Source organism: Microbacterium sp. WHRI 7836, from assembly GCF_040223885.2.
In the GTDB taxonomy this organism is placed as follows: Bacteria; Actinomycetota; Actinomycetes; order Actinomycetales; family Microbacteriaceae; genus Microbacterium; species Microbacterium oxydans.
Genome location: NZ_CP168171.1, coordinates 486,290 through 510,666 on the forward strand (window position 1 = coordinate 486,290; position 24,377 = coordinate 510,666).

Annotated in this window: 24 protein-coding genes; 16 read left to right on the forward strand and 8 right to left on the reverse strand. The window is 68.2% G+C overall.

What is annotated here, in order from left to right:
* Positions 1-5: 5 nt before the first annotated feature.
* The 3 genes from ABRP18_RS02355 (at position 6) to ABRP18_RS02365 (ending at position 3,095) form a co-directional block, all read left to right on the forward strand.
* Positions 6-1,436, forward strand: a complete 1,431-nt coding sequence (locus ABRP18_RS02355) for a GH1 family beta-glucosidase (RefSeq protein ID WP_174799799.1) — start codon at positions 6-8, stop codon at positions 1,434-1,436.
* Positions 1,437-1,463: 27 nt separating this feature from the next.
* Positions 1,464-2,000, forward strand: coding sequence for a DUF6578 domain-containing protein (locus ABRP18_RS02360; protein WP_113681092.1), 537 nt, complete (start codon positions 1,464-1,466; stop codon positions 1,998-2,000).
* A 99-nt stretch (positions 2,001-2,099) separates the two neighbouring features.
* A complete protein-coding gene (locus ABRP18_RS02365) occupies positions 2,100-3,095 on the forward strand; it encodes a LacI family DNA-binding transcriptional regulator (RefSeq protein ID WP_058631612.1) in 996 nt (331 codons plus the stop codon).
* An 88-nt stretch (positions 3,096-3,183) separates the two neighbouring features.
* Here the strand turns inward: ABRP18_RS02365 and ABRP18_RS02370 are convergent, their stop codons facing one another.
* Positions 3,184-4,245, reverse strand: coding sequence for a hypothetical protein (locus tag ABRP18_RS02370; protein WP_193762453.1), 1,062 nt, complete (start codon positions 4,243-4,245; stop codon positions 3,184-3,186).
* Positions 4,218-5,090, reverse strand: a complete 873-nt coding sequence (locus tag ABRP18_RS02375; protein ID WP_061016965.1) for a DUF1266 domain-containing protein — start codon at positions 5,088-5,090, stop codon at positions 4,218-4,220. Before ABRP18_RS02375 ends, ABRP18_RS02370 begins: the two co-directional genes overlap by 28 nt.
* 124 nt (positions 5,091-5,214) lie before the next feature.
* Between ABRP18_RS02375 and ABRP18_RS02380 the strand changes: the two genes are divergently transcribed.
* Positions 5,215-5,901: a TetR/AcrR family transcriptional regulator gene (locus ABRP18_RS02380; protein ID WP_233437372.1), complete on the forward strand. Its 687-nt coding sequence runs from the start codon at positions 5,215-5,217 to the stop codon at positions 5,899-5,901.
* A 69-nt stretch (positions 5,902-5,970) separates the two neighbouring features.
* On the opposite strand, the gene ABRP18_RS02385 is transcribed toward ABRP18_RS02380, so the two are convergent.
* Positions 5,971-6,789, reverse strand: a complete 819-nt coding sequence (locus tag ABRP18_RS02385; protein ID WP_193762455.1) for a matrixin family metalloprotease — start codon at positions 6,787-6,789, stop codon at positions 5,971-5,973.
* A 235-nt stretch (positions 6,790-7,024) separates the two neighbouring features.
* Positions 7,025-7,663, reverse strand: a complete 639-nt coding sequence (locus tag ABRP18_RS02390) for a GntR family transcriptional regulator (protein ID WP_061016961.1) — start codon at positions 7,661-7,663, stop codon at positions 7,025-7,027.
* Positions 7,664-7,836: 173 nt separating this feature from the next.
* Here ABRP18_RS02390 and ABRP18_RS02395 point away from each other — a divergent pair, with 173 nt between their 5' ends.
* The 5 genes from ABRP18_RS02395 to ABRP18_RS02415 are packed head-to-tail and all read left to right on the forward strand — an operon-like array spanning position 7,837 to position 14,016.
* Positions 7,837-9,114, forward strand: coding sequence for an NRAMP family divalent metal transporter (locus ABRP18_RS02395; RefSeq protein WP_046746828.1), 1,278 nt, complete (start codon positions 7,837-7,839; stop codon positions 9,112-9,114).
* Between the two features lie 4 nt (positions 9,115-9,118).
* Positions 9,119-9,883, forward strand: a complete 765-nt coding sequence (locus tag ABRP18_RS02400; protein WP_349885457.1) for a 5-oxoprolinase subunit PxpA — start codon at positions 9,119-9,121, stop codon at positions 9,881-9,883.
* Position 9,884: 1 nt separating this feature from the next.
* Positions 9,885-10,685, forward strand: coding sequence for a putative hydro-lyase (locus ABRP18_RS02405; RefSeq protein WP_046746830.1), 801 nt, complete (start codon positions 9,885-9,887; stop codon positions 10,683-10,685).
* Positions 10,685-12,289 carry an urea amidolyase family protein gene (locus ABRP18_RS02410; protein ID WP_349885458.1) on the forward strand — a complete coding sequence of 535 codons (1,605 nt, stop codon included), beginning with the start codon at positions 10,685-10,687 and terminating at the stop codon, positions 12,287-12,289. The genes ABRP18_RS02405 and ABRP18_RS02410 overlap by 1 nt, the downstream gene beginning before the upstream one ends.
* Positions 12,286-14,016, forward strand: a complete 1,731-nt coding sequence (locus ABRP18_RS02415; RefSeq protein WP_349885459.1) for a biotin carboxylase N-terminal domain-containing protein — start codon at positions 12,286-12,288, stop codon at positions 14,014-14,016. Before ABRP18_RS02410 ends, ABRP18_RS02415 begins: the two co-directional genes overlap by 4 nt.
* Positions 14,017-14,089: 73 nt before the next feature.
* On the opposite strand, the gene ABRP18_RS02420 is transcribed toward ABRP18_RS02415, so the two are convergent.
* A complete protein-coding gene (locus ABRP18_RS02420) occupies positions 14,090-15,418 on the reverse strand; it encodes a uracil-xanthine permease family protein (RefSeq protein WP_113681474.1) in 1,329 nt (442 codons plus the stop codon).
* 111 nt (positions 15,419-15,529) lie between these two features.
* Between ABRP18_RS02420 and ABRP18_RS02425 the strand changes: the two genes are divergently transcribed.
* Together ABRP18_RS02425 and ABRP18_RS02430 are read left to right on the forward strand one after the other, a co-directional pair.
* Entirely contained in the window at positions 15,530-15,793 is a 264-nt protein-coding gene (locus ABRP18_RS02425) for a type II toxin-antitoxin system VapB family antitoxin (RefSeq protein ID WP_349885460.1), read from the forward strand.
* A complete protein-coding gene (locus ABRP18_RS02430) occupies positions 15,790-16,185 on the forward strand; it encodes a type II toxin-antitoxin system VapC family toxin (protein ID WP_141370683.1) in 396 nt (131 codons plus the stop codon). Before ABRP18_RS02425 ends, ABRP18_RS02430 begins: the two co-directional genes overlap by 4 nt.
* 18 nt (positions 16,186-16,203) lie before the next feature.
* Here ABRP18_RS02430 and ABRP18_RS02435 read toward each other — a convergent pair whose 3' ends face one another.
* Positions 16,204-17,082: a phosphoribosylaminoimidazolesuccinocarboxamide synthase gene (locus ABRP18_RS02435; RefSeq protein WP_349885461.1), complete on the reverse strand. Its 879-nt coding sequence runs from the start codon at positions 17,080-17,082 to the stop codon at positions 16,204-16,206.
* Positions 17,083-17,281: 199 nt separating this feature from the next.
* Between ABRP18_RS02435 and ABRP18_RS02440 the strand changes: the two genes are divergently transcribed.
* The 5 genes from ABRP18_RS02440 (at position 17,282) to ABRP18_RS02460 (ending at position 22,355) form a co-directional block, all read left to right on the forward strand.
* Positions 17,282-17,908, forward strand: a complete 627-nt coding sequence (locus ABRP18_RS02440; protein WP_349885462.1) for a PadR family transcriptional regulator — start codon at positions 17,282-17,284, stop codon at positions 17,906-17,908.
* Entirely contained in the window at positions 17,905-19,476 is a 1,572-nt protein-coding gene (locus tag ABRP18_RS02445; RefSeq protein WP_127011691.1) for an MFS transporter, read from the forward strand. The genes ABRP18_RS02440 and ABRP18_RS02445 overlap by 4 nt, the downstream gene beginning before the upstream one ends.
* Positions 19,477-19,542: 66 nt before the next feature.
* Entirely contained in the window at positions 19,543-20,097 is a 555-nt protein-coding gene (locus tag ABRP18_RS02450; protein WP_058631625.1) for a GNAT family N-acetyltransferase, read from the forward strand.
* A 54-nt stretch (positions 20,098-20,151) separates the two neighbouring features.
* Entirely contained in the window at positions 20,152-21,630 is a 1,479-nt protein-coding gene (locus ABRP18_RS02455) for an amino acid ABC transporter substrate-binding protein/permease (RefSeq protein ID WP_058631626.1), read from the forward strand.
* Positions 21,627-22,355, forward strand: a complete 729-nt coding sequence (locus tag ABRP18_RS02460) for an amino acid ABC transporter ATP-binding protein (RefSeq protein WP_349885463.1) — start codon at positions 21,627-21,629, stop codon at positions 22,353-22,355. The genes ABRP18_RS02455 and ABRP18_RS02460 overlap by 4 nt, the downstream gene beginning before the upstream one ends.
* A 78-nt stretch (positions 22,356-22,433) precedes the next feature.
* Here ABRP18_RS02460 and ABRP18_RS02465 read toward each other — a convergent pair whose 3' ends face one another.
* Positions 22,434-23,735: an MFS transporter gene (locus ABRP18_RS02465; RefSeq protein WP_058631628.1), complete on the reverse strand. Its 1,302-nt coding sequence runs from the start codon at positions 23,733-23,735 to the stop codon at positions 22,434-22,436.
* Positions 23,732-24,211: a helix-turn-helix domain-containing protein gene (locus tag ABRP18_RS02470; protein WP_061016948.1), complete on the reverse strand. Its 480-nt coding sequence runs from the start codon at positions 24,209-24,211 to the stop codon at positions 23,732-23,734. The genes ABRP18_RS02465 and ABRP18_RS02470 overlap by 4 nt, the downstream gene beginning before the upstream one ends.
* Positions 24,212-24,377 lie beyond the last annotated feature (166 nt).

The window sequence follows — 24,377 nt, forward strand, 5'->3', positions numbered from 1 at the left end:
CCCCTATGACCCGCTCCTTCCCCGAGAACTTCCTCTTCGGCGCAGCCACGGCCGCGTACCAGATCGAAGGGGCGGCGTTCGAGGACGGGCGCACCGCATCGATCTGGGATGCGTTCTCGCGTGAGCCGGGCGCCGTGATCGGAGCGGAGAACGGCGACGTCGCGTGCGATCACTACCATCGGTACCCGCAGGATGTCGCGCTCATGAAGCGGCTCGGCCTGCAGACCTACCGGTTCTCCACCTCGTGGTCCCGGGTGCGTCCTGACGGCGGAGCGGTGAACGCCACGGGCGTCGACTTCTACGAGCGCCTGGTCGACGAACTGCTCGCCGCCGACATCCTGCCCTGGCTGACGCTGTACCACTGGGACATGCCGCAGGCGCTGCAGGAGGTCGGAGGATGGACGAACCGCGACACCGTCGACCGCTTCCTGGAGTACGCGGGGACCATGCACGATGCGCTCGGCGACCGGGTGAACGTCTGGACCACGCTGAACGAGCCGTGGTGCTCATCGTTCCTCTCCTACACGGCGGGTGAGCACGCGCCGGGGCACACCAGCATCGCGGAGGGGCTGCTCGCCGCGCACCACCTGCTGCTCGCACACGGCAAGACGGTACAGGAGCTGCGGGGGCGCGATGCCTCGCTCAATCTCGGCATCACGCTCAACCACACGGTCGCCGATCCTGCCGACCCGCAGAACCCGGCCGACGTCGACGCCGCCCGCCGCGTGGACGGACAGTTCAACCGCTGGTTCCTCGACCCGATCTACCGCGGCAGCTATCCGGCCGACATCGTCGAGGACATCCGTGCGGTGGACGTTGAAGCCGTCGCGACGTTCGAAGCGGCTGTGCACGACGGCGACCTCGATACGATCGCGCAGCCCATCGATACCCAGGGCGTGAACTACTACCACGGCGACTTCGTCTCGGGCACGGCACCGACCGAGGAACCCGTCTCGGCCGAGCCCGACACCGAGCGCGTGCGCCGCAGCCCGTATCCGTCGAGTGAGGGCATCCACGCGGTCGAGCGAGGTCTGCCCCGCACGGCGCAGAACTGGGAGGTGCAGCCCGAGGGGCTCACCCGTGTGCTGCAGCGGGTCTGGACGGAGTACGCCGAGCCCGCGGGAACGGTGCTCTACATGACCGAGAACGGCGCGGCCTACGACGACGTCGTGGTGGTCGAAGACGGCGAGCCACGCGTGCACGATACCGACCGTGCCGAGTTCCTCCGGCTGCACCTGGGTGCCGTGCTCGACGCGGCGGAGGCGGGTGTCGACGTGCGCGGCTACTTCTACTGGTCGCTTTTCGACAACTTCGAGTGGGCCTGGGGCTACGACAAGCGCTTCGGCATCGTGCGCGTCGACTATGACACCCAGGAGCGCACCCTCAAGGACTCCGCCCACGAGTACACCCGCATCATCGCCGCTCGCGCGCTCTGAGCCGGGCGCCGGGGATAGTCTGACGGCATGACGCGTGTGTGGCTCACGCCGTGGGAGTGGGCGTGCTGCGGAGACCCGTTCGAGATCGGCGGCGAGGTCGACTTCGGGATCCGGTCGCGTGATCCGGAGGGTCTGGTCGACGAGCTGGGGGCGGAACTGGCTGGCACCGTCGATGCGCTGGAGTCGCATCACGAAGAGGAGCACGCGGATCGGGTTCGCGGCAGAGTCATCGCGGTGCATGAGGTCAGTCGGGAGGTGGTCGAGCGCAGGTTCGAGCACTTCGTGGACCCATTCGCCCGGGCCCGGACCGCCGGTAGGCTGCAGCTTCCGAATGGCGTGTCCGCGGGGGCGAGATTCTCGCGGCAAGGGTCCAGCATCGAACGGGTGCCCGGCACGACCCGCCTGTCTTCCGTCGGCGGACTACCGGTCGCGGCCGTCGAGTATCACGGGCCGTCGACCCGACCCGCTGACGCCGAGGATTCGCCGGTCGAGGAGCGGCGACGTCAACGGATCGGTTGGCTCGTCGACGTCGACGAGCTCCAGCCCGCCCCTCGAATCGCGTGAATGGTTCGATCCGCGGTCGAGATGCGACCATTTGCGCGATTCGAAGCGAGATGGCCGCGTGACCGGTGAGAATAGGGCGATGGAAGAGGACGTGCGTTGATGTCGCCCCGAGCGACCATCGAAGAGGTGGCGTCGGCTGCCGGTGTCTCCCGGTCCACCGTGTCGCGGGTCGTGAACGGCTCGACGGCCGTGAGTCCCGAGGCGCTCGCCGCCGTGCGCGCAGCCATCGACGAGCTCAACTACGTGCCCAACCGTGCGGCACGCTCACTCGCGTCGCGTCAGACGCACGCCATCGCGCTGATCGTTCCGGAGGACACCACGCGCTTCTTCGGGGACCCGTTCTTCGCTGCGATCGTCGCGGGCATCACCGGGGCGCTGGGCGGCTCGGACTACCTGCTCAACCTGCTGATCGCGAGCGATGACCCCGGCGACAAGATGACCAGCTTCGTGCGCAACGGCGGAGTCGACGGCGCGCTCATCGTGTCGCACCACACGAGCGATGCGTTCGTCGATCGGATAGCGGATGCGGTGCCCGTCGTGTTCGGCGGACGCCCTGTGCGTCGAAACGAAGGCGACTACGTCGTCGATGTCGACAACGTCGCGGGGGCGAGGAATGCCACCCAGCGATTGATCGACATCGGTCGCACGCGCATCGCCACGATCTCGGGTCCGCTCACGATGGTCGCCTCCGAGGATCGCGTACAGGGCTTCCGGGCCGCTCTCACCGGTGCGGGGCTCACCCCGTACGCGGAGGAAGAGGGCGACTACAGCGAGAGCAGCGGGGCAGAGGCCGCGAGGCGCTTGCTCGACGGGGGCCGACCTGATGCGATCTTCGTCGCGAGCGACCTGATGGCCCGCGGTGCGCTGACAGCCCTGCGCTCGGCCGGACTGCGGGTGCCGGAGGACATCGCGCTGGTCGGCTTCGACGACTCTTCGGTCGCCGTCACGACAGACCCGCCGCTCACCACGATGCGCCAGCCGATGTACGCGCAGGGTGAGGCCATGGCGCGGGTGCTGCTGTCACGTCTCGCGGGCGAGAATCCGCCGACCACGACGATCCTTCCGACCGAGCTGGTCGTCCGCGGCTCCGCCTGAGCGTCGCGCGGCCGTCAACGAGGGGAAGGACACGGCTGCGGCCCTGGCGCCCCCTCCGGGCCAGGCCCACAGCCGTGCGTCTGAGGGCTCAGTCGACGAGCGAACTGAGCAGATCACCGCCGAACAGGGAGATGGCGGTGATGCCGGCCGAGAGCAGCAGCACCGCGGCGGTGCCTGCCACGGCGAAGACGGAGATCCCGCGACCTCCCAGCCGCTGACCGCGGAGGCCGATCGAGACGCCGGCCCTGGCGGCGAGGCCCCCGGCGTCGTCGTCGCGATACAGCTCGGTGCGTGCGGTGAAGCGCCGGTGGAACTCCTCGGCCAGGGTGACGGCGGCCGCCATGGTCTCAGCCCGATCGAACCGTGTGCGCGACGGCAGGTAGACGTACAGGCGATCGGAGACGAGCTCGATCTCGGCACCGGAACCGAGGTCGAGCACCCGGGCCATCAGGTCGGGGGTGAAGATGTACAGGGCGTCCTGCTGATACCCCTCGGGAACGATGAGACGGAACGTCTTCGCGAAATCCCCCTCCAACTCCATGCGGGCTGCTCCGCGTCCGAGCCCGAGCGTGGGGACGATGCTGTGCTTCCGGTTCGCCAGCACGATGTGCGGGACGGATGCGGGCAGCGGCAGCTCGATGAAGGCGAACGGGCGCTGGATCGTCGCGCGCTCCTGCCCACGCGAGACCGAATGGTGCATGCCCAGCTCGAACGGCATCCGCGCGTCATCGCAGGCGATGACCGCTCGTTCGCGACCGTGCACGACTCTGGTGAAAGCCGCGCCGGGGCGGCGGGTGCGCTCGAGCAGGTCGGCGTACGCCCAGCCGTTCTGCCACGCGAATGCGGCGATCTTCACCCGACGACTCAGGCCCACCGCCCACCAGAGGAAGCCGACGGCGGCGAGCACCGTGTACCCGATGACGAAGATCCCGAGGATCGGCGCGACCGTGAGGATGTCGCCGCGCCCGAGGAACCACAGCCCTGTCAGCATCGCGACGGCGAACAGCAGCACAGCCACCAGGATCACGAGGAATCGGCGGTGCGGCGGGATCCCGCAGATGCGCTCGTAGGTCAGGATGTCGCGGAGGCCGGCGCTTCGTCGCAGCGGTTCCAGGTCGACGGCTACAGGCTCCATGACAGCGTCGCCCACGGCCCGTTGCGCTTCTCCGTCGCAGCGGCCTTGAAGTCGGACCAGCCGTCTCCGAACTTCTCGAACGACTTCTCGTCGACGTTGCCGTCCGACCAGTGCATGACGCGACCCACGATGTAGCTCAGCCCGAAGTCGGCCCACGACTCGAAGGCCGGGCGGCCGTCGACGTTGATGCGGTGGATGATCGCCCGCGCTTCGTCGACATCGGCGTGCCCGAGCGCGACGCCCCACGTGGCCATCGCCACGGCCTGCCCGATCCCGTAGCCGTCGAGGGTCTTCACGAACAGGTCGGGCGTGACGATGTCCTTGCCGACGCGCTTGCGCACCTGTGCCTCCGCGTACTCGATCGAGGTGACGAAGGTGCGGGCGTCGCGCTTGTCCCCGCCCTCCTGCACGATCGCGGCGAGCCATTCCTTCGCCTTCGGGGCGCGGCCCAGACGCTGAGCGAGTTCGGTGCGCACGGCGAGGTAGAGCACCCACACCTCGCGGCGTCGACGCACGGTGCTGAGGCGCTCGATGTTGGCCAGCCACTCCTCGCGCGTGTGCACACCCCACTGGTCGACGAGCACCTTCTTCTCGCGGTCGCCGAGGAGCGAGGCCGTCGGATCGTTCCAGTGCCCGGAGGGGAGGTTGACGATCTGCAGGAAGCCGAGCGCGATCTCGTCGGCCTCCGCGCCAGTGGTGGAATACTCCGGCGACGCCTTGACCTTCGCGTCGGGGAGGATCCAGGTCACGAGGAAGAACAGCGCGATGACGCCGACGATCGCCCAGGCCCACCACTGACCGACGAGCCACTCGAAGATCGAGGTGATGCTGTTGAAGTCGACGCTCGCGAAAGAGTGCATTGAGGCTCCTGGGAGGGGGTGAATCCGCGCCTGTTCATAGATTGAACAAACATTCAGTGAGTAATCTATACGGCGGGGGGCGATTCGGAAAGACAGGCCGGCGGGACTCAGGAGGTGGATGCCGATGGCACGCTCCGACGAGCAGAACCGGGTGGCCAGGGAGCGCGCCAGGGAGAACATCCTGCAGGCGGCGATCGAGGCGTTCAGCGAGCGAGGCGTCGCGGGGGCGAGCATCGCCGAGATCACGAAGCGGGCCGGCGTCGCGCAGGGCCTCGTGAACTATCACTTCGGCGGCAAGGAGCAGCTCGTCGCCGCCGTGATCGACCGGTGGTTCGAGACCGTGCTCGGGTTCGCCCGTGTCGAAGGCACGCCGGATGAGATGCTCGCCGCGGTGATCGACGGCGCCCTCACCGCGACGGCGTATGCCATACCCCTGCAGCGGGCCGTGCTCGCGATGCAGCAGCAGCCGGCCACGCATCGGCTCTTCGCGGAGTCGGAGGCGCGGCACGAGGCGGGCGCCACCGCGGCGGAGGACGCGGTCCGCGACCTGTTCCGCGCGCGCGGGGCTGAGGACCCGGCGCTGGAAGAGGTCATGCTGCGCAGCACCATCGAGGGCGTCTTCGTGAAGTCCGCCGTCTTCGGCGAGACATATCCGCTCGAAGAGGCGCGACGGTGGATGTTACGTCGATACGGACTGCCGGAGCCCACCGCTCCCATCGCGCCCCCGGCTCCGCTCCGCGACGGCGAACCGCGGCCGCGGGCGACAGCGGCTCTGCGTCCGGATGAAGCTGTGCCGAACCCGCGCCTCTGATGCCGCGGCAGCCAGCGGGGCCCGGTCGAGAACGACCGGGCCCCGCTGTCTCCGGCGGTGCGGAGCGTGTCAGTTGCCGTAGAGGGAGACGACGCCGGCGGTGTCGACGCTCGTCATGGACAGGTCGTCAGAGGAGCCGTTGCACTGCGGGTAGTGCATGATCGACGAGGAGTCGTACGGCGTCAGCGGACGCCAGTTGTTGTCCTCGAAGCAGGTGCCGGCCTCCGGGCGGGTGTGCTCGTGGCGGAAGCCGAGAACGTGGCCGAGCTCATGTCCGAGGACGTTCGTCGGGGTCCAGGATGACCCGGGGGTCCAGATCGAGTCGTCGATGAGCACGTTCTGCAGACGCGGTGCCGTGCTCGGGAAGAACGCCCTGGCGATGTACTGCGTCGTCTGCACCGGCTCGACCGAGAACAGGACGGCGTTGTTACGCGTCGTGCAGTTGGCGTCGGCGCTGCTGTCGTAGATGAAGTTCACCTTCGACGACGCGGCCTCCCACAGCGCGGCGCCGCTCTCCATCGCGTTGACCACGTCGGCGTGACGAGCACCGAAAGCGGTGCTGACGCAGTACGTGAGGTTGCCCACCTGGGTGTTCGACCACTTGTCGTCGATGTTGTTGACCGTGTTCACGATCAGGCCGTTGGTCACGGGGTCGGCGCCGAGGAGCTGCTCGTAGAACGATCGCAGCTCGCCCTGGTTGGAGATCACCTCGTCTCCGTTGACGACGTAGGCGCCGTCGACGTCTCGATAGGTCGACGCCTCGAACTCCTGGAAGGTGGGGATGTCGTCGGCGTCGGGCGTGGAGTTGGCGGCAGCGGGGATGACCGTGCCGAGGCAGAGCGCAGCAGCCGCGGTAGCGGCGAACGCAAGTTTTCTCGTGAGTCGCAAAGTAGTAGTCCTTTTCGATCTGAACGATTCCGCGCACCCCCTCGGTACGCGGCCTCCGGGTGGACAGGGGAGCAGCTCTGCGTCCCGATCCGTCCGAAGTCCGCTCACGGTAAGCACCGCTTTCACGGGATGGCAAGGCATTTCCCGGCACGTTCACAGATTTATGCACTCAGGTCAGAAATACCGAACACTGTTCTGGTCGAAGGTGCTGCCAGGAGCCGCGAGAGGTCAGGGGTCAGGCATGACCCATGCGGGCGAAGGCGCCGAGCACGCTCCGTTCGGATGCCGTGAGGTATCGCTCCAGCTCTTCCGCGGCCGCCTCGGGACCCCTCTCGAGGAGGGCTGTGAGCACCGCACGGTTCCGACGGACGAACGGCTCATGCAGGGACCGCGGCTCGTCGATCTCGAGGAAGACGAGCCGCAGTTCGGCGGCGACGTCGCGGTAGGTGCGGGCCAGGCGCGCGCTGTCGGCGAGGGCGACGATCGCATCATGGAAGGCCATGTTGGCGCTGCCGATGCGCCGCCAGTCCTCGTGCGGCAGCTGCTCCTCGGCCTCGGCGAGGGCGTCGTGCATGAGCTGCACGGCGGGGTGCTCCGGCTCCGACTGGCGCAGGGCCGTGCATTCGATCACGCGGCGGGCGCGGTAGATGTCGATCACGTCGGCGATGGTGGGGGAGGCCACCGAGACTCCACGGTGCGGGATGTGCTCGACGAGGCCCTGCTCCGCGAGGACGCGGAACGCTTCGCGAAGGGTGTTGCGCGAGACGTCGAACTGCTCGGCGAGGGCAGACTCCGAAAGGCGGGACCCCGGCGCGAAGTCGCCGTCGATGATGCGCTGACGGAGCACGTCGGCGAGCGGACCCTGCTGGTTCATGCCTTCATCGTAGGCGTCGGTTCACGGGAGTCGTCGCCGATCGGGTGCCGGAAATCACACGACGGCAACCGTTCTGTAGCGCGGCCGTAACATGATTGTTGAACAATCGGGTTCTATCCGTTCTACACTGGGGGTCACCCGACACCCACCAACGACGATGGGAATCCCCCTCCATGTCTGAGCAGACCACTGCCTCCCTCTCGCCGGAAGACGAAGCCCGCCTCTCCTCCGCGAAGAAGCGCGCCGGGCGCAGCGCCGTCATCGGCGCGATCTTCCTCATGGCCACCAGTGCCATCGGTCCCGGCTTCATCACGCAGACCGCCACGTTCACGGCGACGATGGGCGCGGCGTTCGCGTTCGCGATCCTCGTCTCGATCCTCGTCGACATCGCGGTGCAGCTGAACATCTGGCGCATGATCACCTCTTCCGGAAAGCGCGCGGGTGAACTCGCCAACAGCGCCATCCCGTTCTCCGGGCATCTGATCGCGGTGCTCGTCGTGATCGGCGGGCTGGCCTTCAACATCGGGAACATCGCCGGTGGAGGTCTCGGCCTGAACGCGCTGCTCGGCATCGACGCGAAGCTCGGCGGGATCATCACCGCAGTCCTCGCGATCATCATCTTCCTCGTGAAGAAGGCCGGCCCCGTGATGGACGTCGTGCTCGTGGTGCTCGGCATCGGCATGATCGTCATGACTGTGGTCGTGGCCGTGATCGCGCAGCCGCCGATCGGCGAGGCGCTGCGTCAGACCTTCGTGCCCGATGAGCTCAACTTCGCCACCATCACCACGATCGTCGGCGGAACCGTCGGCGGATACATCACCTACTCCGGCGCCCACCGCTACCTCGACTCGGGTCACACGGGTCCGGAGCACGCCGGCCCCGTGATGCGCGCGGCGACCAACGGCATCCTCGTGACGGGCATCATGCGCTACGTGCTGTTCCTCGCGATCCTCGGCGTCGTGGCCTCCGGCGTCACCCTCGACCTCTCCGGGCAGGGTGCGAACCCGGCCGGTCAGGCGTTCGGTGCGGTGCTCGGCGACGCAGGCCTGCGCATCTTCGGTGCGATCTTCTGGGCCGCGGCGATCAGCTCGGTCATCGGCGCCGCGTACACCTCTGCGACCTTCCTCTCCACGTTCACGAAGAAGCTCAAGGGCGGATGGCCGCTGCAGCTCGCGACCGTCGCGTTCATCGTCGTGTCTCTGGCGGTGTACCTGTCGATCGGCACGGCCCCGGCTGCGATCCTCGTCTTCGTCGGCGGCTTCAACGGCCTGATCCTGCCGATCGGACTCACGGTATTCATGTACATCGGCTGGTTCCGGCGCGATCTGCTCGGCTCGAAGAAGTACCCGATGTGGCTGCTCGTCGCCGGTACGCTCGTGACGCTGCTCACCTGGTACATGGGGATCGTGTCGATCGGTCCCATCTTCGCCTTCCTCGGAATCGGAGCGTGATCGCATGACGTCGATCGACCTGAACTCGGACCTCGGCGAGAACGTCGCCGAGCGGATCGTCAGCGACGACGAGAGCATGCTGCGGCTGGTCACGAGCGCGAACGTGTCGTGCGGCTTCCACGCCGGGAGCCCGGAGGGCATCCGAGAGACGCTCGCGGCCGCGGTGCAGGGCGGCGTCGTGATCGGTGCGCACCCCGGCTACCGTGACTACGAGAACTTCGGACGGACGAAGGTCGACATCGACCCGGCCGCACTGCAGGCGCACGTCGAGTACCAGCTCGGTGCGCTCATGGGTCTGGCCTCGGCGGTCGGCGGCAGGGTGTCGTACGTCAAGCCTCACGGCGCGCTGTACAACACGATCGCGCGTGACGAACGGCAGTCGAAGGATGTCGTCGCGGCCATCAGGGCGATCGACCCGAAGCTCGTGCTGCTGGGGCTCTCCGGTGGTGTCGTGCTCGATGTCGCCCAGCGTGCAGGACTCGAGGTCGCGGCCGAGGCCTTCGCCGATCGCGCCTATCAGCCGGACGGCCAGCTCGTCTCCCGCGCCGAGGAGGGGGCCGTGCTGCACGACCCCGCCGAAGTCGCCGAGCGCATGGTGCGCCTCGCCGCCGACGGCGTGATCCGCGCGATCGACGGCACCGATGTACCCGTGGTCGCGCAGTCGATCTGCGTGCACGGCGACAGTCCCGGCTCGGTGGCGATGGCGGCGGAGACCAGACGGATGCTGCAGGATGCGGGCATCACGATCGCCCCGTTCGCGGGAGCCTGACGTGTCCGTCCTCGCCTCCGCCGCTCAGCTCGCCGATGCTCGCAGAGCTCGGGCCGCCATCCGTGCCGGGCATGCCGAGCCGACCAGTGGCGTCGCGGTCGGGCTGACGCAGGCGAACCTGATCGCGGTGCCGGCCGACTGGGCTTTCGAGACGCTGCTGTTCGCCCAGCGCAACCCGAAGCCGTGCCCCGTGCTGGAGGTCATCGAGCAGGGTCAGGTGGAGTCTCGGCTCGCGCCCGGCAGCGACATCCGCACCGACATCGGCCGGTATCGCGTCTGGCGCGACGGCGAGTTGGCGGAGGAGGTCGGCGACGCGAGAGCGGCCTGGGCCGAGCACCCTGATCTGGTCGCCTTCCTCATCGGATGCAGCTTCACCTTCGAATCCGGGCTCGTGCAGGCCGGCATCCCGATCCGGCATCAGGAGCTCGGACGCAACGTGCCGATGTACCGCACCGATGCGGCGTGCGCTCCCGCGGGACGACTGCGCGGCGAGATGGTCGTGTCGATGCGCCCCATCCCCGCGTCCCGGGTGGCGGACGCGGTGCAGATCTCCGGGCGGACTCCCGCTGTGCACGGTGCTCCCGTCCACATCGGCGACCCGGCCTCGCTCGGCATCGACGACCTGGCGCATCCGGACTTCGGTGACGCCCCCGAGGTGCGCGACGGCGAGGTCCCGGTGTTCTGGGCGTGCGGTGTCACTCCGCAGGCGGCGATCATGGCCTCGAAGCCGCCGTTCGCCATCACGCACGCTCCGGGCTACATGTTCATCACCGATGTTCCCGATGCGGAGTATCTCGTCTGATGCGCATCCTCACCGCATCCGATCACGCCCTGCTCGTCGAGGCGGCCGACCTCGACGAGGCGATGCGCCTGAACCTCGCCTGGGACGGACTGCCCGGAGTCCTCGAGCGCATCCCCGGCGCCAGGACCGTCCTGGTGCGTTTCGACCCCGTCCGCATCTCCGCGGATGATCTGAGCACCGTGCTGGAGGCGACGGAGGTCGATGCGGCGCACCTCCCGGCGACCGGCGATGCCGTCATCCCCGTGCGGTACGACGGTGAAGACCTCGACGAGGCGGCGTCGCTGCTGGGCGTGTCGGCGGAAGAGCTCGTCAACAGGCATCTCGCTGCCGATTGGCGGGTCGCGTTCTCCGGGTTCGCCCCCGGCTTCGGATACGTGGTGAGCAGCGATCCGCTGTTCGACGTGCCGCGCCGATCGTCGCCGCGTACGCGCGTGCCCGCCGGCTCGGTCGCGCTCGCCGGACAGTTCACCGGGGTGTACCCCCGCGAGAGCCCGGGTGGATGGCAGCTGATCGGTCGCACGGATGCCGTGATGTGGGACATCGACCGCACGCCGCCTGCGCTGCTGGCGCCCGGCGCGACGGTGCGCTTCGAGCCCGTGCGGGAAACCGCTCGGCTGCCAGATGGTCATCCAGGCCGAAACGGAGATGACCCGGCGCGGCCTGGGCGCGTCGCGGCGCAACACGCGGCGTCGGCTGCGGACGGTCTGGGTTTCGGCACTGATGCCGCGGTCGAGGTGGTCCGTCCTTCGCTGCAGCTGCTGGTGCAGGATGCCGGTCGCCCCGGCTATGCGGCGCTCGGGGTCTCGGCATCGGGGGTGGCCGACCGTCGGGCGATGCGCGATGCCAACCGGGCTGTGGGCAACGCGACCGATGCCGCGGTGCTTGAGAGCGTCGGGGGAACGGTCCTGCGGTTCCGGGGTGCCGGTGTCGCGGCGGTCACCGGTGCTCTCGGTGCTCTCACTCTGCAGGACGCCGAGGGGCGCGAGCGCTCTGTCGCACACGGTGAACCCTTCGCCACGGTCGACGGCGATCACCTCACTCTCGGGCACCCCGAACGCGGACTGCGCTACGTCGTCGCCGTCCGTGGGGGCCTGGACGCGGCGCCGGCGCTGGGAAGTCGCGCGGCGGACACGCTCGCCGGTCTCGGCCCGGAAAGGCTCGGAGCCGGTGCCGTCATCCGGGTCGGCGATGCCGGCGTGCATCCCGTCGAGCCCGATGCCCTTCCGCGCGATCTGCCGGCCCCCGGCGAACTCATCGAGCTCGAGATCACGCTCGGTCCGCGCGACGACTGGTTCACGGCGTCGGCACTCGCCACCCTCACCGACCAGGAGTGGACGGTCACGCCACGGTCCGATCGCGTCGGCATCCGCCTGCACGGTGAGGTGCCTCTGGAACGTGCGCGCGTGGGCGAACTCGCGAGCGAGGGTGCCGTCACCGGTGCGATCCAAGTGCCGCCCGACGGACAGCCGGTCCTGTTCCTCCCCGACCATCCGCTCACCGGGGGATACCCCATCATCGGTGCACTCACGGATCGCAGCCTCGACCTCGCGGGTCAGCTGGCTCCGGGAGTGCGTCTTCGTCTCACCGTCAAGGAGCCCTCATGACCACGGCGTCACCCACGCAGAAGGTGCTGATCGCGAATCGCGGAGAGATCGCGGTTCGTGTGATCCGTGCCTGCGCTGAAGCCGGATACACCTCGGTCGCGGTCTATGCGGATCAGGATGCCGATGCCCTGCACGTGCGCCTGGCCGACGAGGCCGTGGGGCTGGGCGGCTCCACGGCGGCCGGGACGTACCTGTCCGTCGACGCGCTGCTCGCGGCCGCGCGGCAGTCAGGGGCGACTGCCGTGCACCCCGGATACGGATTCCTGTCGGAGAGCGCGGGCTTCGCCCGTGCCGTGGAGGATGCGGGGCTGGTCTGGATCGGACCGACCCCCGAGAGCATCGACGCGCTCGGCGACAAGATGACGGCCCGCCGGATCGCCCAGCAGGTCGGCGCACCGCTCGCCGCCGGCACCGACGAGCCTCTGGCAGGGCCCGCGGAGGCGGTGGCGTTCGCCGAGGAACATGGCCTCCCGATCGCGATCAAGGCCGCGTTCGGCGGCGGCGGACGCGGGCTCAAGGTGGTGCGTGAGCTTTCCGAGGTCGCGGGGGCCTTCGACGCGGCCACTCGCGAGGCGGTCGCGGCTTTCGGCCGAGGAGAGTGCTTCGTGGAGCGCTTCCTCGAGAGCCCGCGCCACATCGAGGTGCAGGTGCTCGGCGACGGACTCGGCGGTGTCGTGGTGGTCGGCGACCGCGACTGCTCGATGCAGCGCCGCAATCAGAAGCTGATCGAGGAGGCGCCTGCTCCCGGGCTCTCCGTCGAGCAGCGTGCGCGGTTCCACGATGCAGCGCGCTCGATCTGCGGTGAGGTGCAGTACCGCGGGGCGGGCACCGTGGAGTTCCTGCTCGCCGCCGACGGCACCATCTCGTTCCTCGAGGTGAACACCCGGCTCCAAGTGGAGCATCCGGTCACTGAAGAGGTCACCGGCGTCGATCTGGTGCGCGAGCAGTTCCGCATCGCGTTCGGGGAAGGCCCATCGTTCGTCGAGACGCCCACGCCGGCCGGGCACGCGTTCGAGTTCCGCATCAATGCCGAAGACCCCGGGCGCGGATTCCTGCCGAGCCCCGGTCGTGTCGAGAGGCTGCGGATCCCCGGCGGCCCTGGCGTGCGCTGGGACAGCGGCATCGAAGAGGGCGACGTCGTGCAGCCGGCCTTCGACTCGATGATCGCCAAGCTGATCGTGCACGCCGACTCCCGCGATGCCGCCATCGTGCGCGCGCGGCGGGCGCTGCGGGAGCTCACGGTCGATGGACCGGCCACCGTCATCCCGTTCGACGTGATGGCGCTCGACGAGCAGGCGTTCGCCACGGCGACCTTCGCGGTGCACACCCAGTGGATCGAGAAGGCGCTGCTGCCGAAGCTCGAGACTCAGTCGCGACCTGCAGCGGTGCCGGAAGACGTGCTGCAGCGCTTCCCGGTCGAGATCGACGGTCGACGTGTGATGCTCGGGATCCCCGCCGGATTGTTGTCGGGCCTCGGTCGTCCCGTCGACCCTGCGGCCGCAGCACCCACGACCGATCCGAGTGAGCTGCGCTCGCCGGTTCCCGGCACTCTCGTGCGGTGGCTCGTCGACGACGGCGCCGAGGTCACGGAGGGCGAACCCGTCGCGGTGCTCGACGCCATGAAGATGGAGACCACGGTGACCGCGCACCGGACCGGGACCCTTTCCTACCGAGCTGAGGTCGCGGAGATGGTGTCGGCGGATCAGGTTCTCGGGGCCATCGGCTGAGCGCTCCACGGCGAACGCAGCGATCCCGGATGCCTCAGGAGGGGCATCCGGGATCGTCGTCTGTGGGACCGGCTTACTCGGGATCGCCGCCGAGCGGGCCGACGGCCTCCAAGGGCTTGGGGTCGTCGGCGCCTGTCTTGCGCAGGCGGGCGATGAGGTTGCCCAGGTGGTAGATCAGGATCGCAGCGACGGTGGCGATGACGATGCCGCCCAACTCGAAGCCGGATGCCTCGTCCTTGATCATGAAGCCTCCGACGGCCATGATCAGCGCGACAGCTGCCGTGTACTGATTGACCGGGCGCGAGAAGTCGACCCGGTTGTCGACCCAGATCTTGATGCCGATGACGCCGATCAGGCCGTAGAGCGCCGTGGTCACGCCGCCGAGCACTCCCGCGGGCACCGAGTTGATGACCTCGCCGAACTTGGGGGAGAGGCTGAGGAGGATCGCGGCCGCGCCGGCCACCCAGTACGCGGCGGTCGAGTAGACGCGGGTGGATGCCATCACGCCGATGTTCTCGCCGTAGGTCGTCGTGCCCGAACCGCCGAAGAATCCCGCGAGCGTGGTGGAGACGCCGTCTGCGATCAGGGCCTTGCCGGTCTGCTGGTTCACGGTCGTGTCACCCGTCATGGTCGCGACGCCGCGCACGTGTCCGACGTTCTCGGCGATCAGGACCAGGACCACGGGAAGGAACATCGCGAGCGCGGTGAGGGTGCCGGGCTCGGTGAAGTTCGGGAAGTGGAAGGTGGGAAGGCCCACCCAGTCGGCCTTCTCGACGGCCGAGAAGTCGAGCTCTCCCCGGAACGCCGCGAAGATGTAGCCGGCGATCACGCCGAGGAAGATCGAGATGCGGCCCAGGAATCCGCGGAAGACGACGGCGAAGAGGATGGTGATGGCGAGCGTGAACGTCGCCGTCACGGGCGCTGCCGCGTAGTTGTTGTGCGCGGCACCGGCGAGGTTGAACCCGATGAGGGCGACGATCGTGCCGGCGAGGACCGGCGGCAGGAAGCGGTCGACCCACTTCACCCCGACCGTGTGCACCACGACCCCGATGATCGCCAGCAGTACGCCGACCGCGACGATCCCGGCCAGGGCCGTGCCCATGTTCGCGGAGGCGGTGGCGGCGGTCACGGGCGCGATGAAGGCGAACGACGAACCGAGGTAGCTGGGCAGCTTGTTGCGTGTGACCAGCAGGAACAGGATCGTTCCCACACCGCTGAAGAGAAGCGTGGTGGCGACCGGGAACCCGGTGATGATCGGCACCAGGAACGTGGCCCCGAACATCGCCACGACATGCTGGAGTCCGATCGCGATCGTCGCGGGCCAGTTCAGGCGCTCGTCGGGACGGACGACGGCGCCGGGCTCGACCGTGCGGCCGTTTCCGTGCAGCTTCCACAGGGCCATGCGGGCTCCTCAGGTTCGGGGGATGGCAGGAGTGCCGGAGCAACACTACCGATTCCTGAGTTTTCACTGAACGTCTTCTACCATGGTAGACGGCGAGGTAGAATGGTAGACATGAGCCTGAACATCAAGAACGAGACGACGCATGAGCTGGTGCGCCGGCTCGCGGCGCTCACCGGGCAGAGCCAGACCAGTGCGGTGGAAGATGCCGTTCGGCGGCGCCTCGCCGAGTTGGAGGAGCAACGCTCGGGCGAAGAAGAGGAGCGCCGTCGCCGTATCCGTGCGGTGATCCGCCGGGCGCAGCAGATTCACTCCACCGGACGCACGACCGAGGAGATCATGGACGAGCTCTACGACGAGACGGGTATGCCGCGTTGATCGTCGATTCCTCGGCCCTCGTGGCTGTCTTGATGGCTGAGCCCGAAGCTGCCGAGATGAGCGAACTGTTGGAGGAGGGTCCCTTCTCACTGTCCGCGGCCACGCTCACGGAGTGCATGATCGTGCTCCGCGGCAAGGGAGGCGAGGCGAAGGTGCTCGCGCTGGACGAGCTTCTGGAAGCGACGGGTGCGACCGTCGTTCCGCTCGACGAGGCCCAGGCGCGTCTGGCGGCCAGGGCGTTCGTCAGATTCGGACGCGGTTCCGGGAGCGCGGCTCGGCTGAACTACGGCGACTGCTTCTCTTATGCGCTCGCGATCAGTCGCGACGAGCCTCTGCTCTTCAAGGGTGACGACTTCATCCACACAGACGTGCGCCGGGTGGAGCTGAGCTGAGTCGTCAGGCCTGAAGCGTCAGGCGCCGAGGCGCTCGATCAGCTCGCGGTAGCGGTCGGCGGTGCGCTCGACCACGTCGTCCGGGAGCAGGGGGGGCTCGCCCTCCTGGTCCCAGTTGGCGGCGAGCCAGTCGCGCACGATCTGCTTGTCGAAGCTCGCCATCCGCGCGCTCGGTGTCGTGCCGGTGCGCCAGGCCTCGGCATCCCAGTAGCGGGACGAATCGCTCGTGAGCACCTCGTCGGCCAGGCGCAGCGTGCCGTCGGCGTCCGTGCCGAACTCGAACTTGGTGTCGGCGAGGATCAGACCCTTCTCCTCGGCGATGGCGGCCGCAGCCGTGTAGATGGCAAGGGAGGTGTCGCGCAGGTCGGCCGCGCGCTCGGAGCCGACGAGCTCGACCGCGCGCTCGAACGTGATGTTCTCATCGTGTTCGCCCATCGGGGCCTTGTAGGCCGGAGTGAAGAGAGGTTCGGGCAGTCGGTCGCCGTTCTGCAGGCCGGCCGGCAGCGGGATGCCGCACACCGTCCCGCTCTCCCGATACTCCGCCCATCCGGAACCGGTGATGTAACCGCGTACGACGCACTCGATCGGCAGCATCTCGAGCGACTGGGCGAGCATCGCGCGATCCGCCACGGCCTCTGGCAGCTCGCCCTCGGCGATGTGGTTGGGGAAGTCGGAGAGCTGCGCGAACCACCAGCGGCTCAGTCGCGTCAGCAGGGCGCCCTTGTCGGTGATACCGGGGGAGAGGACGAAGTCGAAGGCGCTCACCCGGTCGGAGGCGACGACGAGGATGCGCGTATCCGCCGGATCCTCGGAGGCGTACAGGTCGCGGACCTTGCCCGAGTAGATGTGCCGCCAGCCGGGAATGCTCTGTGCCGTGCCTTCTGAAGGTGTGCTCACCCGCCCATTATCCCGGTTCCCTCGCGATGCACTCACTCGCGCTCCTTCGAGACCCATGCTCCGCGCCGACACCCATTCCGGCACACGCCGGGGGGTGTGGGTCTCGACGGAGAGCATGGGCCTCGGTGAGAAGTTCGACCCCGTCTGTTCAAGGGGCGGAAACAGGCGTATAGTCCACATGGACTATTTGAGGTGGGACATGAAGAAGGATGCGGTCGACCGGCTCACTCCCATGGGGGTGATGGTGCTCGCGCTGCTGCGCGAAGGCGACATGCACCCCTATGAGATGGTGCGTCTCATGCGGGCGCGCCATGATGATCGCCTGCTCACGATCACCAACGGGACGCTGTACCACACGGTGTCCCGGCTGCACCGCGCCGGCCTGATCGACGAACTCGGCATCGACCGCGAGGGAAATCGGCCCGAGCGGACGACCTACTCCTTGACGGAGACCGGACGTGAGGCCGTCGTGATGTGGGTGCAGCGTGAGCTGCCCCGCATCGATCACCCGGCCGACTTCCGCATCGCGCTCGCCGAGGCGCACAACCTCGAGCGCCCGGAGGTCATGGACCTCCTGCGCGCGAGGCGCGTCGCGCTCGTCGAGGATCACGCTCGCCACCGCGACGGGCTCGGCAACGCGAGGGAGAAGCACGTGCCCGAGCAGGTGCTGGTCGAGATCGAGCGTCAGGAAGCTCTGCTGGCGGCCGAGCTCCGCTGGCTCGACTCCCTCCTCGATCGTCTCGAAGCCCGTGTCCTGCCGTGGGGTCCCACGGCATTCCAGAACTCAGACCGCTACCGCGCTCAGCGAAAGGCTGCACAGCAATGACAGATATCCCTCGCGACGGAGACCGCCCGCCGGTCTCCGCGCCCTCCACCTCCGGTCCGTCGACCGGTACCTACTCGGTCGGGCACAAGCCCGCGAGCCCCTGGCCCGCCCTCTGGGCGCTGGTCATCGGGTTCTTCATGATCCTGGTCGACACCACGATCGTCTCGGTCGCGAACCCGGCGATCAAGGCCGCCCTCGACCCCGACACGAACAACCTCGACAACGTCGTGTGGGTCACGAGCGCCTACCTGCTCGCGTATGCGGTGCCGCTGTTGATCACCGGGCGCCTGGGTGACCGCTTCGGCCCGAAGAACATCTACCTCATCGGCCTCGCGGTGTTCACCCTCGCCTCGCTGTGGTGCGGGCTGTCCGATTCGCTCGAGATGCTCATCGCCGCACGTGCCGTGCAGGGTCTCGGCGCCGCTTTCATGACCCCGCAGACCATGGCCGTGATCACCCGCACCTTCCCGCCCGAACGTCGAGGCGCGGCGATGGGGCTGTGGGGTGCGACCGCCGGTGTCGCCACGCTCGTCGGTCCGCTCGTGGGTGGTCTGCTCGTGGACGGCTTCGGCTGGGAGTGGATCTTCTTCGTGAACATCCCGGTCGGCATCGTCGCCTTCGTGCTCGCTTGGCGCCTGGTCCCGAAGCTGGCCACGCACCCGCACCGCTTCGACATCGTGGGTGTGGTGCTCAGCGCCGTGGCGCTGTTCCTCATCGTGTTCGGACTCCAGGAAGGCGAGAAATTCGACTGGGGCGTGATCTGGGGCCCGATCTCGGTGTGGAGCCTGATCATCGCCGGACTCGTCGTGCTCGGGTTGTTCATCTTCCAGCAGGCGAAGACACGCAGTGAACCTCTTGTTCCGCTCGAACTGTTCCGCGACCGCAACTTCTCCGGAGCGAACGTGGCCATCGCCGCCGTGGGCTTCACGGTGACGAGCATGTCGCTGCCGATGATGTTCTTCCTGCAGACCGCGCGGGGGCTCACCCCGACGGAGGCGGCGCTGCTCCTCATCCCGATGGCGGTGTTGTCGGGAGTGCTCGCTCCGGTCGCGGGCAAGATCCTCGACCGCGTGGACCCGCGCATCATCCTCATCCCCGGGCTGCTCTGCGTCGCCGCCGCACTGATCTGGTACTCCGCTCTGATCAACATGGACACCCCGATCTGGATGTTCCTGCTGCCCTCTGCGCTGATGGGTATCGGCAACGCCGGCATGTGGGGTCCGCTCGCCACCACCGCGACGCGCAAGCTGCCCCCGCGCCAGGCGGGTGCAGGTGCCGGCATCTACAACACCACCAGGACCATCGGATCGGTGATCGGGTCGGCCTCCATCGCCGCGTTCATGCAGTCCCGTCTCGAAGCGAACCTTCCGGGGCTCGCTGACGCACCGGCGGGCATCTCCACCGGGGGTGCACTGCCGCCGCAGGTGGCGGACGGGTTCGCTGCGGGAATGTCGCAGGCGATCCTGCTGCCGGCGTGCGTCATGGCGGTCGCGCTCATCGCCTCGCTGTTCCTCGGTCGTTACGACAAGACGGAGGCGGCAGCGCCCGCATCCGCGCGCACCGAGTAGTCGAACCAGGGGAGGGGCCGTGTCCGTCGGTTTGCGGATGCCGCCCCTTTCTGGTGTCATCGGGCGATGACGATCGCACTCTCTCGACCGAACATCGACCTCTTCGACTCCTGGGCCGCCGCAGTGGCCGAGTTCGAGGGTGGACACGTCGACGGGGGCGGTCTCGAGAAGGGCTTCGTGCCGGACCGGGCCGCTTTCGAGGCGTTCGTCGAGCGTGCAGAGCTCTACGCCACACCTGGCGCGGTGCTCCCGGAGGGGCACGTGCCCTGCGACTACTACTGGATCACCGAGGGCGATCAGGTGGTCGGCTTCCTCTCCTTCCGCCGAGAGCTCAACGACTACCTGCGTCGCTTCGGCGGCCACATCGGTTATTCGGTGATCCCTTCCCGTCGCCGCGAAGGGATCGTTCGCGAGGCGATGCGGCAGGTGCTCCGCCAGGCGAAGGCGGAGGGCTACGAACGGGTCATGCTCACCTGTGACGACGACAACGTCGGGTCCATCCGCACCATCGAGGGAGCCGGTGGCGAGCTCGAAGACGTGATCGAGGCACCGCAGGCGGGGCAGCCTCTCGTCCGCCGGTATTGGATCGACGTTTCGGGCACCCGACTCGCCGCGAGCTAGGGTAGTTCCTCGGCGGTCGTCCGGTCGCTGCTGTCGACCCGAGGAGCACACGTCGTGATCCGAAATCCATCCACCGCGGCTGGCCGTCTGCGCCGATCGGTGCGCACCGCCGGCGCAGCCGCACTCGTCGCCTTCGTCGGCGTCGGGGCACTCCTCGCCGGTGCCGCCCCCGCCGCCGCAGCGAACGACGGCGACAAGTACGTCATCGGCACCGACACGACGTTCGCGCCGTTCGAGTTCACGAATGCCGACGGCGACCTCGTCGGCATCGACATGGACCTGCTCCGCGCGATCGCGAAGGACCAGGGGTTCGAGGTCGAGATCCGCCAGCTCGGATTCGACGCCGCCGTCCAGGCGCTGCAGTCGAACCAGGTCGATGCGGTCATGGCCGGCATGTCGATCACCGAGGAGCGGCAGAAGACGTTCGACTTCAGCGAGCCCTACTTCACCAGCGGCATCCAGCTCGGCGTGCTCGAGTCGAGCGACATCACGTCGCTCGACGACCTCGACGGCAAGGCCGTCGCGGTCAAGACCGGTACGCAGGGGCAGACCTTCGCCGACGAGAACAAGGACGAGTACGGGTTCAAGGTCACCCCGTACCAGGACACGACCGACATGGTCGACGCGGTGAAGGCCGGCCAGGCGGTCGGCTACTTCGAGGACTTCCCGGTGCTGGCATACGGCATCCAGCAGGGCTCCGGCTTCCGCCTCGTGGGTCAGCCCGAGCTCGGCGGCGAGTACGGATTCGCGGTCAACAAGGGGCAGAAGCCCGAGCTGATCGAGATGTTCAACGCCGGGCTCGCGAACCTGAAGGCTTCAGGGGAGTACGACAAGATCGTCGACACCTACCTGTCGGGTGGCGAGGAGTCCACGCAGCCGACCGACATCTTCTCCGTCGCGGTGAAGTACTGGCCGGCTCTCATGGAGGGCCTGTGGCTCACGATCCTGGCGACGATCGTCGCCATCGTGGCCGCGTTCATCCTGGGGCTCATCTTCGGCTTCGGACGGGTCTCGAAGTTCGCGCCGTTCCGCTGGGTCGCGACCGCCTACGTGTACGTCTTCCGCGGCACTCCGATCCTCATCCAGGCCTTCTTCGTGTTCTTCGCGATCCCGCAGCTGTTCCCCGGCCTCACCTTCAACCCGTTCGTCGCCGGAGCGATCACGCTCTCGCTCAACACGGGTGCCTACATGACCGAGATCATCCGCGGTGGCATCCAGGCGGTCGACCCCGGCCAGAACGAGGCCTCGCGTTCGCTGGGTCTGAGCCACTGGAAGACCATGCAGAAGGTCGTGCTCCCGCAGGCGTTCCGCATCATGGTGCCCTCGTTCGTCAACCAGGGCATCATCACCCTCAAGGACACGTCGCTGATCAGCGTCATCGGCCTCGCCGAGCTGACGTTCGTCTCCCGCCAGATCATCGCCTCGACGTATCTGTCGGCGCAGGTGCTGACGATCGTCGCCATCATCTACTTCGTCGTGATCACGCTGCTGACGCTGCTCGCGAACCGCCTGGAGAGGACGTTCAACGCATGAGCAAGATCCTGGTGCAGGACCTGCACAAGTCGTTCGGTGACAACGAGGTGCTCAAGGGCATCGATCTGGCCGTGGAGGATGGCGAGGTCGTCGCGGTCATCGGCCCGTCCGGCTCGGGGAAGTCCACGCTGCTGCGCTGCCTGAACAAGCTCGAGGAGCCCACGTCGGGGCACGTCATCATCGATGGCGTCGACCTGACGGACAAGAGCGTGAAGCTCGATGAGGTGCGCCAGCGCATCGGCATGGTGTTCCAGCACTTCAACCTCTTCCCGCACATGACCGTGCTCGAGAACATCACTCTCGCCCCGGTCGAGTGCGGCAAGCTGACCAAGGCCGAGGCGAAGGAGCGGGCGCTCTCGCTCCTCGAGCGTGTCGGCCTGTCGGAGAAGGCGGGCGCGAAGCCGGCATCCCTCTCCGGCGGTCAGAAGCAGCGCGTGGCGATCGCCCGTGCGCTGGCGATGGACCCCGAGATCATGCTGTTCGACGAGGCGACGAGCGCGCTCGACCCGGAGATGGTCGGCGAGGTGCTCCAGGTCATCCGCGACCTCGCCTCCGGCGGCATGACCATGGTGCTGGTGACGCACGAGATGGGCTTCGCGCGTGAGGTCTCCGGCCGCACGGTCTTCATGGACGGCGGCGTCGTGGTGGAGGAGGCCCCGCCCGCCGAGCTGTTCGGCGCCCCCAAGAACGAGCGTCTGAAGGACTTCCTCGCCAAGGTGCTCTGACGCCCTTCCTCGTCACCAATCGCGCAAATGGTTGCATTCCGCCCCGGGATGCAACCATTTGCGCGATACGAACGAGGGTCAGGGTGCGGGATGCCTGCGGATGGTCGCGCTGACCAGGGCGGCGACCGCGCAGAGACCCGCGGCGGCGAACCACGCGACCGTGTACTGGCCGGTGTGGTCGCGCACGACACCGGCGAGGATCGAGGCGATGCCGGCGCCGATCTGATGCGCCGCGAACACCCAGCCGAACACGAGCGGACCCTTGTCGCCGAAGACCTCACGGCAAAGCGCGATGGTCGGCGGTACGGTCGCGACCCAGTCGAGCCCGTAGATGACGATGAACACGACGATGCTCGGCTGCACCTCCGCCGAGAGCAGGCTCGGCAGGAAGAGCAGGCTCACCCCGCGCAGCGCGTAATACGCGGCCAGGAGGATGCGTGGATTCACGCGGTCGGTGAGCCAGCCGGAGAACACGGTGCCGACGATGTCGAAGACGCCCACGACCGCGAGAAGGCCGGCCGCGGTGGTCGTCGCCATGCCATGGTCGTGGGCGCTCGGGATGAAATGCGTGCCGATCAGTCCGTTGGTCGTCGCTCCGCAGATCGCGAAGCCGATCGCCAGCGCCCAGAAGGTCTTGGTGCGCGCGGCTTCTCTCAGCGTCGAGAGGGCGAGCTTCGCTGCGCCCCAGGCAGAGCCGCGACGGACGGGTGCAGGGGCGGGCGCGAGTGAGGTCTCGCCGTAGCGGGCGACGCCGAGGTCGCTCGGCCTGTTGCGCAGGAAGATCCAGACCAGGGGCACGACGGCGAGAGCTCCGCCCGCGATGATGAGTGACGCTCCGCGCCAACCGACGTCCTCGGCAGCGGCCGCGATCACGGGGAGGAAGATGAGCTGACCTGTCGCGCTGCCTGCGGTCAGAACGCCCGAGACGAGTCCGCGCCGGGTGGCGAACCAGGTGTCGGTGATGGTCGCCGCGAACACGAGCGCCATCGAGCCCGTGCCGAGTCCGATCAGCACGCCCCAGGTCAGGATGAGCTGGCCGGGGGTCGCCACGAACACGCTCAGCGCTGAGCCCGCCCCGATCACGAAGAGAGCGACGACCGTGACCGCGCGGATCCCGAACCGCTGCATGAGGGCTGCTGCGAACGGGGCGATGAGTCCGTAGAGCAGCAGATTGATGGAGACGGCGAGCGACAACTCCGCCGTGGTCCATCCGAACTCCTCCTCGAGTGGCACCATGAGCACGCCGGGAGCTGCGCGGAAACCGGCGGCGCCGATCAGGGCGATGAGAGCCACGAGGGCCACAGTCCACGCGGGGTGGAATCGACGCTGCCGAGTGCCGAGGGGTTCCTCGATCGGCCCGTCGAGCGATTCGGCGGTCATGCTGCGCGTCCGGTGAGGAGGGGGAACGGCTCCCCGCCCATGCTGTGTCGCGCCCAGTGGGTGCTGTCGACGTCGAGGGGTGCCGCGCACGTGACGCACCAATCGACCGAATCCGAGATCTCGCCGCATCGACCGCAGCTCACCGTCAGACCCCAGGGGCCATCGGGGTCGGTCACGCGGGAGAACCGTGCGTAGGCGTGCAGGATCGGGAGTGTCTGATGCCCCGCGGTCGTCACGCGGTAACCGCTGCGCGCATCGGCGGGGTCTTCGCGCTCGACGAGTCCTGCCTCGCTCATCGCCGTGAGTCGCCGGGACAGTACGGAGTCGGCCGCGCCGGTGGCTTCGCGCAGCTGGTCGAACCGAGTGCGTCCGGAGAAGAGCTCACGCAGGATGAGCAGCACCCAGGGGTCGGCGAGGATGTCGGCGGAGCGCGCGATGGGGCAGGTCGCAGACGACCAGTCGGAGCGGAGCGGCATGCGACAACTTTCTTGAAGAAAGCGTCGAGTGTCAATCGCGTTCACACACGTTGGCAGTCATCCGCCCCGTATTCGGCAGATTTCATGCGCTACGCCGCGAACTTCTCCGGCTCCCCGAGCCCGCCGACTGCCCGTGCACTCGCCGAGCGCACGGGCGGTCGGCGTG